At 63.1% G+C, this 12,653-nt stretch carries 9 protein-coding genes and 2 tRNA genes; 4 read left to right on the top strand and 7 right to left on the bottom strand.

Translation table 11 applies throughout. From position 1 onward, the window contains the following. Nucleotides 1–54: 54 nt before the first annotated feature. Nucleotides 55–1,590 (bottom strand): sensor histidine kinase, encoded by a 1,536-nt coding sequence (locus BMY67_RS13090; protein ID WP_092772284.1) that lies wholly within the window; start codon nucleotides 1,588–1,590, stop codon nucleotides 55–57. Nucleotides 1,591–1,613: 23 nt separating this feature from the next. Further along, the gene (locus BMY67_RS13085; protein ID WP_143069819.1) at nucleotides 1,614–1,916 is read right to left on the bottom strand and encodes a hypothetical protein; all 303 of its coding nucleotides are present in this window, start codon (nucleotides 1,914–1,916) and stop codon (nucleotides 1,614–1,616) included. Between the two features lie 275 nt (nucleotides 1,917–2,191). On the opposite strand from BMY67_RS13085, the gene BMY67_RS13080 reads away from it, so the two are divergent. Then, nucleotides 2,192–4,195 (top strand): peptidylprolyl isomerase, encoded by a 2,004-nt coding sequence (locus BMY67_RS13080; protein WP_092772280.1) that lies wholly within the window; start codon nucleotides 2,192–2,194, stop codon nucleotides 4,193–4,195. Nucleotides 4,196–4,304: 109 nt separating this feature from the next. Beyond that, nucleotides 4,305–5,294: a hypothetical protein gene (locus BMY67_RS13075; RefSeq protein ID WP_092772278.1), complete on the top strand. Its 990-nt coding sequence runs from the start codon at nucleotides 4,305–4,307 to the stop codon at nucleotides 5,292–5,294. A gap of 409 nt (nucleotides 5,295–5,703) precedes the next feature. Here the strand turns inward: BMY67_RS13075 and BMY67_RS19360 are convergent, their stop codons facing one another. Together BMY67_RS19360 and BMY67_RS13070 are read right to left on the bottom strand one after the other, a co-directional pair. Further along, nucleotides 5,704–5,844, bottom strand: a complete 141-nt coding sequence (locus BMY67_RS19360; RefSeq protein WP_177189822.1) for a hypothetical protein — start codon at nucleotides 5,842–5,844, stop codon at nucleotides 5,704–5,706. A gap of 407 nt (nucleotides 5,845–6,251) precedes the next feature. Beyond that, nucleotides 6,252–6,596, bottom strand: a complete 345-nt coding sequence (locus tag BMY67_RS13070) for a cupin domain-containing protein (protein ID WP_092772276.1) — start codon at nucleotides 6,594–6,596, stop codon at nucleotides 6,252–6,254. A gap of 181 nt (nucleotides 6,597–6,777) precedes the next feature. Here BMY67_RS13070 and BMY67_RS13065 point away from each other — a divergent pair, with 181 nt between their 5' ends. Further along, nucleotides 6,778–7,617 (top strand): serine O-acetyltransferase, encoded by an 840-nt coding sequence (locus BMY67_RS13065; RefSeq protein WP_092772274.1) that lies wholly within the window; start codon nucleotides 6,778–6,780, stop codon nucleotides 7,615–7,617. A 117-nt stretch (nucleotides 7,618–7,734) separates the two neighbouring features. Continuing rightward, entirely contained in the window at nucleotides 7,735–8,655 is a 921-nt protein-coding gene (gene cysK / locus BMY67_RS13060; protein ID WP_092772272.1) for a cysteine synthase A, read from the top strand. 177 nt (nucleotides 8,656–8,832) lie between these two features. Here cysK and BMY67_RS13055 read toward each other — a convergent pair. From BMY67_RS13055 to BMY67_RS13045, 3 genes are all read right to left on the bottom strand, one after another. Then, nucleotides 8,833–8,906: transfer RNA gene (locus BMY67_RS13055), tRNA-Ala, on the bottom strand. Nucleotides 8,907–8,942: 36 nt separating this feature from the next. After that, nucleotides 8,943–9,016: transfer RNA gene (locus tag BMY67_RS13050), tRNA-Ala, on the bottom strand. 140 nt (nucleotides 9,017–9,156) lie between these two features. Beyond that, nucleotides 9,157–12,552 (bottom strand): TonB-dependent receptor, encoded by a 3,396-nt coding sequence (locus tag BMY67_RS13045; RefSeq protein ID WP_177189821.1) that lies wholly within the window; start codon nucleotides 12,550–12,552, stop codon nucleotides 9,157–9,159. Nucleotides 12,553–12,653: the final 101 nt, after the last annotated feature.

Raw genomic sequence — 12,653 nt, 5'->3', positions numbered from 1 at the left:
TGACCTGAAACAGCCAGCCGGCTCGTGCTGATGACGGCCCGCCGGGCGCCTCACTCAGCCCGGCAGCTCGATAATGAACTCGGTGCCCTGGCCTTCCTCGGTTTCGAGGCTGAGCGTGCCATTGTGGCTCTTGGTGATGATGTCGTAGCTGAGCGAGAGGCCCAGGCCGGTACCCTGGCCGGCGGGCTTGGTGGTGAAAAAGGGCTGGAAGATTTTCTGGCGCACGGCCTCCGGAATGCCCGTGCCGTTGTCGCGCACCCGGATTTCCACCTCCCCCGAGGCGCGGTGCAGCGTGTTTACCTCCACGGTGGGCGCGTAGCCGGGCTCGCCCAGCAGCTGGCGCTGCTGCACGGCGTAAAAGGCGTTGGTAAACAGGTTCAGCAGCACCCGGCCCAGGTCCTGGGGCACTACCTCTACCTGCTTGAGCTGTGGGTCGAAGAAGGTGGTTAGTTTGGCGTTGAAGCTTTTGTTTTTGGCGCGCAGGCCGTGGTAAGCCAGGCGCAGGTACTCGTCGGCGAGCTGGTTGAGGTCGGTGGGCAGCCGCTCGCCGGTGCTGGCGCGCGAGTGCTCCAGCATGCCGCGCACGATGCTGGCCGCCCGCTGCCCGTGGTGGGTTATCTTGGTCAGGTTCTGGCGCAGGTCGGTCAGCAGCTCGGTTTCCAGCGCCAGGTCGCGGGTGGGGCGCTGCTGCTCTTCTTCCAGCTCGTGCAGCAGCTCGGTGCTCACATCGGCGAAGTTGGTGACGAAGTTGAGCGGGTTCTGGATTTCGTGGGCAATGCCGGCCGTCAGCTCGCCCAGGCTGGCCATCTTCTCGCTCTGGATAAGCTGGTCCTGGGTCACGCGCAGCTCCTCCAGGGTTTCGCGCAGCTCCTCGGCCTGCCGGGTGAGCGTGGCCGTGCGCTCGGCCACCATCTGCTCCAGAACCGCGTTCTGGGCCTCGATGCGCTGCTTTTCGAGGGCGGCGGCCTCGCGTTCCAGCCGTTCCTTCTCGGCCTGGCGCTTGTGGCTGCGGGCCACGAAGGCAAAGGCAATCAGCCACAGCACGCTAAAGCCCTGGGCCGAGTCAAATTCGTCGCGGTAGTAGTGCAGCGTGTTGGGCACCAGGGCAGACATCAGCAGCTCGGCAGCCGTGTGCAGCGTCCAGGGCAGGAAGGCCACCAGCAGGGTGCGGGCCGGGCGGTAGTCGCGCACCAGCGCCAGCACGGCCACGGTAGAGCCCAGCATCAGCAGCAGATACAGGTTGACCACCTGCCCGCCGTGAATGCGCAGCGCCAGCAGGCCCAGAAAGTAAAGGCCGCCCAGCATCCAGAGCCGGACGTAGAACCAGCTCCAGCGCGGCAGCCGCGCGGGCAGATCGGCGAAGCGACTGACGGACCGCACCACCACGATGCTGAGCACCACCAGGAAAAACACACTGCCGCCCGACTGAACAGCCTTCTTGCCCGCGCTGGGCCCGATCCGGTAGTTGGATTCGGTTGAATCGGTGGGCACAAACGAAACCGTTGCGTTGTTGCTGTCCTGCTTGGTGATGACGATGTCGTTGCTGTAAAACTTGCTGCGGATGCGGATGGTGTCAGTGGGCTGGGCCATAGGAAGCAGGTTTAAAAACAGCGTCAGGGAGCAGTGGCCGTGGTCGGCGCGGCGGCGGGCCGCGAGCTGAACAGCTTGGGCAGCGGCAGCGTGAACACCAGCACCGGGTCGTCGGGTACAGGTTCGGCGGCGCCGGCGCGGCGGTTTTTGGCGGCCGGCCGTTCGAGCAAACCGGTGGCCTCGCCCAGGCGGGCTACCAGAGTGGGCAGTGGCAGATGCACCGTGAGCGTCCGCTGCTGGCGAGGAGGGGGCAGGGCCGGTTTAGGGGCCTGTGCCCGGGGGCTGGACGCTTGCTGCGCCCGACCGGCTAGACTGGCCAGGAGCATACCCGCGAGCAGGAGCAGGGGTACGCGGCGAACCATTAGGATCAATAGCATAACGCTGTAAATATGCGAGGATTAATAAGTTTCACCAGCCCCCGGCGCGGTTTTATTCTCCACCGCCCCGGCCGGGCCGCCGCTTTGCCCGCCGCCGCGGCACCCGTTCGGCTGGTTTGACCGAAATTTCAACCAGGCCCGAACCCGGCTGCAGGTGCCAGGGCAGATGCTTTTCGGCCGGCCGGGGTTGCCTTCGGGGCCGGAGTTTCTATCTTGGGCCTACCATGACCTACTCCGCTCTTTGCCGGGCCACGGCGGCCGTGGCCGTGGCCGCCGTGCTGCTGCCCGCCTGCGCAACTCGTCCGGCTAACACCGCCCCGGCCACCGCTTCGTCTGCCACCGCCCCGGCCAACCAGTTCGCCCTCGACAGCACCCTGCGCCGCATTGCCACCCTGCAGGACGAGCGCCGCACCTCTGCTTTGCTGCCCTACCTGGGCCACGCCGAAGCCCGCTACCGCCAGGCCGCCGCCGAAGCCCTGGCCTCGGTGCAGGACAAAGCCGCCACGCCCCGCCTGCTGCTGCTATTGCAGGAAGACGACGCGCCCCGGGTCCGCCAGCTGGCCGCCTACGCCCTGGGCCAGTCGGCCGACTCGACGGCCGAAACCGGGCTGTACCAGCAGCTGCCCCACGAAACCGACGCGGCCACCCGCCACTACGTGCTCGAAGCGCTGGGCCGCTGCACCAGTCGCGCCGGCCTGCCCAGCCTCACTAAACTGCCGCCCGCCCTGGCCACCGATACGGCCGCGCTCAGCGGGCAGGCCTGGGGCCTGTACCGGGCCGGGCTGCGGGGCCTCACCTCGGAAGCCGCCGTGGCCCGACTGGTGCAGCTGCTGGCCGCCCCAAACACAACCAGCGCCCGGCTGGCCGCCGCCAATGCCCTGGCCCGTACCCGCGGCCTCAACCTGGCGCCCTACACCGCCGCCCTCACCACGGCCGCCCGCCACGACCGGCACTACGCCGTGCGGGCGGGCGCGGCCCAGGCACTGGCCAAAGCCGCCGCCGACCCCAGCGTGCCCGCCACCCTGGCTGCCCTGGCCCGCCGCGACCCCGACTACCGGGTGCGCCTGAGTGCGTTGCGGGCTATGTCGGGGCCCATGTTTGCGCCGGTGAAGGAGGCGGCCTGGGCAGCCCTGACCGATGAAAATGCGCAGGTGGCCCTCACGGCGGCCGAGTTTTTCCTGGCCAATGCCGCCAACGAGCCCGGCCCGACTCTGCTCGAAAAAGCCCAGGCCCTACCCGAGTGGCGGGTGCGGGCCACGCTGCTGGCCGCCGCCCTGCGCCAGCCCGGCGCCGGCCGCGAGGCCATCCGTGGGGCCGTGCAGGAGCGCTACACGGCTGCCACCGATGCCTATGAGAAAAGCTACCTGCTGAAGGCGCTGGGCGAAGACCCGGCCGCCTTCGACTTTGTGCGCGAAGCCACGTTCGCCCCCGGCCACGCGCTGGTGGTGGGCACCTACGGCATGGAGGCCCTCATTGCCCAGCGCCGGCTGGCTGATTTCCCGGCCGCCCGTCAGCCCGATTTCGCGCTGACATTGCGCCAGGCAGTGCTCGGCGGCGACGTGGCCCAGCTGGGGCTGGCCGCCGAAGCTATCCGCGACCCCAAGCTGAACCTGCGCCGCCTGCTGCCCAACACCGATTTTCTGGTGGCGGCCCGCGCCAAGCTCGTGCTGCCCCGCGACCTGGAGGCCTGGCAGTCGTTGCAGCAGACCATTGACTTCTTGCGCGGGGCCAAGCCTACGCCGGTGCCGGTGGCGCGGGCCGCCAGCCACCCCATTCCGTGGGACGTGGTGATGGCGCTGCCGGCCGCCCCGCACGCGGTGGTGCGCACCAGCAAGGGCAACGTGGTGCTGCGCCTGCTCCTGAACGAGGCGCCTGGCTCGGTGGCCAGCTTCGTGCAGCTCGTTGGTGAGGGATTCTATGATGGCAAGAACTTCCACCGGGTGGTGCCCAACTTCGTGGCTCAGGGCGGCTGCCCCCGCGGCGACGGCTGGGGCAGCACCGACTACAACCTGCGCTCCGAATTTGCCGACCTGCACTACGGCGAAGGGGCCGTGGGCTTAGCCTCGGCCGGCAAGGACACCGAAAGCTGCCAGTGGTTCATCACCCACAGCCCCACGCCCCACCTCGACGGCCGCTACACCATCTTCGCCCAGGTTATTGAGGGCATGGACGTGGTGAGCCGCCTGGAAATCGGGGACCGGATTGATAAGGTGGAGCTGGTGAAGTAGGGCGGAATGCACCGGCCTGACCGTTGATATATGGTGGCTCCGGTCGTATCCGGTAAGCCGCCGGCCTTTATCTGCCACTTCTCCTTTCTTCTTCTCCAACCTTCTTTTTATGCTGAAAACCCTTTTACTTTCCCTCACTCTGCTGGGCTTCACGGTTGCGGCCGGAGCCCAGAGTATTGATATGAAGCGGGAGTTTCCGCAGCAGAAACTCCTGGACTGGAAGCCGGGTATGCGCTTTCAGATGCCCGTTAAGGAAGCCAGCATCCATGCAGAATGCCAGTTTCGGCCGCTCAAGGGGCCGACTTTCAAGGGAACCGACCTGTATGGCGAACAATCGGACGATAAAAAGCTGGCCGGCACCAGCTTCACGTTCGTGGGGCTGCAACCCTTCCAGGATAAAGGCCACGACAACCAGCGCAACGGCTACGAGAAGGTGGCCGTGGTGTTTAAAGCAGCCAATGGCAAGCAGTACGCCTACATAATCAACAACACCATGGCCGAGGTGAAAAGCCGGGGCAACTTTGTGGGCGCCCCCTGCCTGGTATACACCGCCGAGGTCGAGAAGGCGCGCAAGCTGCTGCTGGGCCGCACGGCCTACGTCCTCAAGTCGTATATCGGGCAGGCCTCCACCCGCGACGATGTGCAGTACCTGCCCAAGTTCGTGCCCGTGAAGTTCACCAAAGTGGAGATGGGCGCCGGCCTGGCCCCCGTGCGGCTCACGTTCGAGTATGTGGGCGTGAACCCGCGCCAGGTGCAGGAGCAGGACTACATCCTGAGCGGTACGAACAGCCAACTGACCTACATGGGGGGCAAACCCCTCGACAATACGTTCGAGCAGTCGTTTAGCTTTACCGACCCGCGCAGCCAGAACAGCCAGAGCAAAGACTCCAACTGGAAGGCCATTCAGCAGGGCACGCTGGTGAAAGGCATGAGCACCCGGGAGGTGGAGCAGATTATGGGCAAGCCCCGCAGCCGCTCCGAGAGCCTCGAAGAGGAGGGCCGTTTCACCACCTGGTACTACTCCCGCTTCCAGGGTAAAGAATGGAACCTGCTCTTCGTCAATGACAAGCTGGAAAAATACGTGAACTACGAAAACTAAAGCAAATTTCGAGTCCCTGAACAGAATGTATAGACGCAACATCTTGCGTCTCGTCGTTGAACAGCTCAGTAGCACAACGTCAGCAACGACGAGACGCAAGATGTTGCGTCTATACATTCTGAACCGCAACCTGAAAATTGCTGTAGGTGCATTCGGCCGCCATCCGCACCGTGCCGGCTTATTCGGCTGTCGACCTCAGGCTGGAACTGATTCCCACGTCCCACCACTAAGTATTCGTGAGCGGCTACCGGATATCCGATTTCACGGACCGGCTGGGACGATAGGCGCGCAATGAAGCAAGCGCGAGGGTTGGGGAGACGGCACTGGCGGGATGGGGCCAGGGCTGCTATAGAAAAGCCCCACCTACTCGTGTAGATGGGGCTTTTTTTGCGGCGAAAGCCAGCGGGAACTAGGGGTTCACGTGCTTGAGCTTCCGGCGGCGACGCTCCTGAGCCTGCTTTACGCGGCGGTGGATGGTCTCACGGGTGAGGTTAGTCTGCTGAGGCGTAGCAGCCGGGGTGGTGTCGGCCTTGGTGGTTTTGGTCGTCATATAAAAAGAAGTTGAGTTCTGCCCAAAGATACCTTTCTCCGGCATATGGTGGCTCATCCACCCGCTACAAACTTCCTGCTGACCCGGTGAGTAGGTTTTCCTGGGACCCTTTACCCCAGCGCAGCCAGCAAGCGTAAGCTGGGTCTGGATCAGAACGTTGAGTTGCAGTTCCAGCGTCTGGTCAGCGGTAGAAACGCGGGCGTAGCCGAATCTGGTGCATGATGGGTCAGTAAGTCAGGCTCACAAAGATACATGCTCCTTTCACCAAACGAAGCGCGTTTATCTTGCTAGACCACCTCAGTTCCCGCGCCACCCACCAAAAACCCCGCTCCGGCAACTGCCAGAGCGGGGTTTCGTTTTTTCAGCTAACAGCTAACAGCTAACAGCTAACAGCTAACAGCTAACAGCTATTTGTTGTCGTCGCGGCCGTGGGCCTGGGCGGGGGGCGTGGTGGCTTCTACGGCCGAGAAGGCCTCCAGAATTTTGTAGGTGTGCGAGGCGCCCTTGGGCACTACGTAGGAGTTGCCGGGCTCCAGGAGCACCATTTGGCCTTCAACGTGTAATTCGGCGCGACCCTTCAGCACGTAGCCTACGGTTTCGTAGGCGCTGGCTGAGGGCTGTTTCGGCTCGCCGGGCTGCTCGTTTTCCCACATGCGCATGGAAACGTGTACGCCGGAGGCCAGGTACTTCTCGCCCTCGGGGCCTTTGGGCGAATGTTGGGAGTCTACTTTGGTGATGGTGGTATCGGCCATGATAGGGGGTAAATAGAAAAGTGGAAAAGTTGCGCTTACTTACCCGCTAACGCAGCCCGCCGACCCGGGGTTGCTGCCGGCCGGCGCGGGCGCCAGGCCAAACCTTCGGCCCCGGCCGGCGGTTACTTCCCCCGGGCCCCAACGCTACCTCTCGGCCGGTGGCCCGCTTCCAACTCCGCGCATGGCTCTTTCCTACGACCCCGATTTTCTTGACCAGCTGGCCCGCGCCCACCAGACTACGGCCGCCCCGCTGCCCGCCGCCGGCTTCTGCCAGCTGGCCGACCAGCTGCTGGAGCTGCTGTTCCCCGAGCGGTCGGCCCGCCCGCTGCGCGACGCCGATGCGCTGGCCGCCACCCTGCGCCTGCTCCAGGACGATTTGGGCGAGCTGCTGCGGGCCGTTGCCGCGCCCAGCGAGGCCGCCCGGCTCGCGGCCGCCTCGATGCAGGCGCTGCCCGCCCTGCGCGCCACGCTGCTGCTCGACGCCGCCGCCATCGTGGCCGCCGACCCGGCGGCCCAGGATCTGGCGGAAGTCATCACCACGTATCCCGGCTTTTATGCCACGGCGCTGCACCGCTTCGCCCACGGCCTGCACCGGCGGGGCGTGCCGCGGGTGCCGCGCCTGCTCAGCGAGTACGCTCACCAGCGCACCGGCATCGATATCCACCCCGGCGCCAGCATCGGCCCCTCGTTCTGCATCGACCACGGTACGGGCCTGGTTATTGGCGAAACCTGCGTTATCGGGGCCCGGGTGAAGATTTTCCAGGGCGTTACGCTCGGCGCCCTGAGCGTGGGCAAGCACCTGGAGGGCATTAAGCGCCACCCCACCATCGAAGACGACGTAGTTATCTACGCAGGGGCTACCATTCTGGGCGGCAACACCACCATCGGCCGCTACAGCATCATTGGCGGCAACGTCTGGCTCACCGAAAGCGTACCCTCGCACTCACGCGTCTACCACAAGGCTCACATCCACGTCACCCGCGCCGAAGACCCGGCCGGGGATATCATGTTTTCTATTTGAGGAGCCAGCAGTTAGAAGCCAGGAGCTAGAATCGAACGTCATTAATTCAAAGCCAGAATTGCCGTTTTTTCTACTCTCGATTCTAACTCTTTGCTCCTAACTTTTAACTTCTCAACAATGAAAGCCAACACCATTCTCGATACCATCGGCAACACGCCGCTGCTGCGCCTCAACCGCTTGTTCGCCGACCGCCCCGATGTGGAAGTATGGATGAAGCTGGAGCGGGCCAACCCCGGCGGCAGCATCAAAGACCGTATTGCGCTGGGCATGATTGAGGAAGCCGAGAAGAACGGCACCCTCACGCCCGACAGCGTTATCATCGAGCCCACCTCGGGCAACACCGGCGTGGGCCTGGCCATGGTGGGCGCCGTGAAAGGCTACAAGGTTACGCTCGTGATGCCCGAAAGCATGAGCATAGAGCGCCGCCGCCTGATGGCCGCCTACGGGGCCAACCTCGAACTCACGCCCCGCGAGCAAGGCATGAAGGGGGCTATTGCCCGCGCCCACGAGCTGGTGCAGGCCGACCCTAATGCCTGGATGCCCATGCAGTTCGACAACCCCGCCAACATCAAAACGCACGTCGAGCACACGGCCCGCGAAATTCTGGCCGATGCCCCCGAAGGCTTCGACTACTACATTACGGGCGTAGGCACCGGCGGCCACCTGACGGGCGTTGCCGAGGTGCTGAAGCCCAAATTCCCGAACCTGCAGGTGTTTGCCGTCGAGCCCGAGCTGTCACCGGTTATCAGCGGCGGCGCGCCCGGCCCGCACCCCATCCAGGGAGTAGGAGCGGGCTTCATCCCCGAAAACCTGCACACCGACCTGCTCGATGGTACCATCCTCGTCAGCCAGCAGAATGCCGCCGACATGACCCGGCGCGCCGCCCGCGAGGAGGGCATCTTCGTCGGCATCTCCTCCGGCGCCTCCCTGGCCGCCGTGGCCCAGAAGCTGGCCGACATGCCCCAGAACAGCCGCGTGCTCACCTTCTGCTACGACACCGGCGAGCGGTACCTGTCGGTCGAGGGCCTGTTCTCCTGATCACGGATCAGCACGGGGTGATTTCGGATTTCCCGGATTTCGTAAACGCCGGGCGGTCAGAATAATCTGCCCGTCCGGCAAACCGGCTCAGCCTGGAAACAAAAAGGCCACCTCAGCTAGGTGGCCTTTTTCGTTATGTACAGGATCGGCAAAAAATCTGCGCCATTCTGTGGTCCGTGGAGAATATCGGAGTCGAACCGATGACCTCTTGCATGCCATGCAAGCGCTCTAGCCAGCTGAGCTAATCCCCCGGGGTAGTACGCGCTTCGCCGGTTGCGAAACGGGAGTGGAGAATATCGGAGTCGAACCGATGACCTCTTGCATGCCATGCAAGCGCTCTAGCCAGCTGAGCTAATCCCCCTCGTGGTGTACTGCACCAAGCCGCCGGTTGCGTTTTGGTGAGGCAAAAGTACGCCACCTTTTTGATTCTGCAAGGCAGACACCAAAAAAAAACGGGCTGGCGATGCCGCCAGCCCGTTTTTGGAAAGCTAAGTAGTTCGCTTAGTTGAAGATGTAGCGTAGGCCCACCTGCATGTAGTAGGTAGAAGTCACGCCCAGATTGTTGCGGAACGTTTCGCGCACCAGGCCACCGCGGTCGAGCTGCAGGCGGAAGGTTGGCTGGGTCGTGCCGTTGGCGGCCAGGGCGTTCTGGTTGGTAGGCACCAATACCGAGCTGGCATTGGTCTGCTTGACAATGCCCCAGTCGTTGTTGAGCAGGTTGCCCAGGTTAACTACGTCGAGGCTGAGCTGCAGCGTGTTGCGCTTGCCACCCAGGTCCGTGAACAGGTCCTGGAGCAGTTTGATGTCGAACTGGTTGCGCCATGGGAGCAGGGCGCCGTTGCGCTCGGCATACTGCCCGCGGTGCTTGCTCAGGTACTTGTCCTGATCGACATACTGGAAGAACAGGTCGCTTTGCTCCTGTGCCGTGAACGTTTTCGCGGTAGCGCCCGAACCCACTGTCTGGGGTACGAACGTGATTTCAGAAGCGTCGCGCGGGATGTAAATCAGGTCGGCGTTGGCGCCGTCGCGGTTGAAGTCGCCCGCGTACAGGTAGGAGAAGCGGCCCTGGCGGCTGCCTTCGTAGAACACCGAAACCGTCGTAGCGAGGTGGCCGATGTACTCCTTCTTGTAAGAGAGCGAAGCAATCAGGCGGTCGGGCACTACGTAGCTGGCGTAGCTGAGCGAGAGGTTGTTGGCACCGTTAACGGTCGGCGTCTGCTGCCAGGCCGACAGGGGCTGGTCGCCACCGCCGTCGTAAAGGTTACGCGCATCGGAGCGGGTGTAACCCACCGAGGCGTAGACACCGCTGGCAAACTGGCGCTCCAGCTTGGCCGTTACCGACCAGTAATAGCCTTTGCTGGCGTTGTCGAGCACAATCGTGTTGAACGCACCACCACCGGCAGCGCCATTGGCTACGGCCTGACCAGCCCCGTTGATGGGGTTGATAAACTTCAGGTTGTTGGCTGAGGGGTAAATCAGGCGGTTGTCGGGGTAGTTGCGCGTGTTCAGGTTAACGCCTTCAACCAGGTTGACGTTGCGGAATACAGCCGTATTCAGGTCCTTGTTGTAGATACCTTCCAACGAACCAACCAGGCCACCGGGCAACTGCACGTCCATAGCCAGGCTGGTTTTCCAGGTCTGGGGGAAGCGGAAGTCGCGGGCTACGGCCGAGATTACGCTCGGGATAACCGTACCGGCCACCGGAACGGTTTCAGGACGGTAGAAACCGGGATTCTCGTTGAAGCCGCGGTAGCCGCCGGGCAGCTGGCTGTTGCCCTTGCTGTCGACGATGGCGTCGCCCGAGAAATTGCGGGTTACCTGCAGCAAACCGGCGTCGCCGGCCTGGCTCACGATCCAAACATAGGGTACGCGGCCCGTGAAGATGCCGGTACCACCGCGCAGCTGCACCGAACGGTCGCCCTGCACGTCCCAGTTGAAACCAATGCGGGGCGAGAGCAGGATGCTCGACTTAGGCAGGTTGGATACATCCACCTTTTCGCCACCGGCGAAAGTCAGCGGCGCGATGAGGGGGTGCGACTGCAGCTTCTCGGGGTAAGTTACGTAGTCGGCCCGCAGGCCGAAAAGTACCCGGAAGTTGTCGGCGAAGGAATACTCATCCTGGGCGTAAGCCGAGTACTGCCCGAACTTGAAGGTAGGGAAAGCCTGCTCGAAGTTAGGCGAGAGCGAGTACGTGTAAGCGAAGTCGGTTGGGCGGGAAGCGAACAGCTGGGCCGGCGTCGAGTTGGGGTTGCTGGCTACCTGGAAATCCTCGAACGAGTTGAAGCGGTAGTAGCTGGCGGCAAAGCGCTGGAAGCCGTTCTTGGTGATGCTATAGTCGCCCTGGAAGCCCAGCGTGATGTTGTGGCGGCCACGCAGCCACGAGAAGTCGTCGCGCACCGAGTAGATTTCCACGTCGCGCAGGTTGCCCAGCGTAAAGGGCTCGTAGCCGAAAGACGTGAACGGCGTTGGGGCGTTGGTGCCGTCGGCCTTCAGGATATCCACGAACGGGAAAATCTTGCTGTCGGAGCTGCGCGGGTCGTTCTGCTTGGTGTAGGTGGCGCGGAACGTGTTGGTCATGCTCGAACCAATGGTCGAGTTGAGTTCGGCGGCGCCGGAGTAGAAGTTCGACTCCTGGAAGTAACCCGCGTTGCGGAAGGGCAGCGCGTTCAGGTCGGTACGGCCCGTGCCCGTGGGGAAGTTGGTCAGGGGGCTTGACGAAGTGCTCGGGAAGGAAGGCGTTTTGCCCTCCGTCTGGCTATAGCGGATGTTGAAGCGGTTACGGGGGTTGATGTTCCAGTCGACGCGCGCCAGGTACTTGGTGCGGGGGCTGGTAAAGTCGTAGCCCTGGTAGCCGCCGGTCGAGTAACCAAACCGCTCGCTCAGGTAGTTGCTGATGTTGTCGAGCTCCGCGCCGGTTGGCCGCACAATGTTAGTGGCCGAGCCGTAGGGGTTTTCCGGCGAAGAAACGCGGCGGGTCTGGCCGGGGGTGCGGTTTTCCTCAATCTCGGCGTTAGCGAAGAAGAAGACTTTGTCCTTGATGATGGGACCACCCAGGCGGAAGCCGTACTGGTAGAAGCGCGAATCCTGCAGGTCGAATTTCTCACCGGCAACGTTGTTGCCGATAAAGCTCTGGTTGCGGTAGTAGGAGTAAGCCGAGCCTGTGAACTCGTTGGTGCCCGAACGCGTAACGGCGTTGATGGCCGCGCCGACGAAACCTGCCTGGCGCACGTCGTAAGGCGTTACGCTCACTACCAGCTGGTCGATGGCGTCGAGCGAGAGGGGCGAGCCCCCGGCGGGCAGGTTGCCGCCGATGCCGAAGTTGTTGTTGAAGTCGGAACCGTCGACGGTGAAGTTGTTCTGGCGGGAGTTGCCGCCGCCGATGGCGTTGTTGGGTCCGGCCTGGGGCGTGAGGCGGGTGAAGTCGTTGAGGCTACGGGTAATGGAGGGCAGGCGCTCAATCTGCTCGCGCTGCACGGCCGTTACCGAGCCCTGCTGGTCGGAGTTGATGAGCGAGTTGCGCTTGCCGCTCACTACCACTTCCTTCAGCTGGGTGCTGGTTTCGCTCAGATTAACGTCGAGGCGGAAGCTCTGGCCCAGGGTCAGGAACAGGTTTTCGCGCGTTACGTCCTGGTAGCCCACAAACGTAATCCGGACGGTATACGGGCCGCCGACGCGCATGCCCTGAATGTTGAAGCGGCCGTCCGAGTTGGTGGGGGCCACGTACTGGGTGTTGGTAGGCGTATGCACAGCAATTACCGTGGCGCCGGGTAGTCCCTCTCCGGTTTTGTCGGTAACGATACCGCTCATAGCCGAAGTGGAAACCTGTGCCCAGCTCATGTGAGCAGACAAGAGTGCCATCGGTACCAGCGCTACTGAAGCGTAAAGGTGGCGTCTCATAGAAGAGGGAAATGGGTGGAAAAGTGTGCTTTTGAAAAAGAAAAAACTGCCGCAAAGATACTGCCGGCAAACCCGGCGCATATTACGGCAGTATGATGATT

The sequence above is a fragment of the Hymenobacter actinosclerus genome (assembly GCF_900111515.1).
Taxonomy (GTDB): Bacteria; Bacteroidota; Bacteroidia; order Cytophagales; family Hymenobacteraceae; genus Hymenobacter; species Hymenobacter actinosclerus.
The sequence above is the reverse complement of the archived record's forward strand: the minus strand, read 5'-3'. Positions and strand labels throughout refer to the sequence as shown.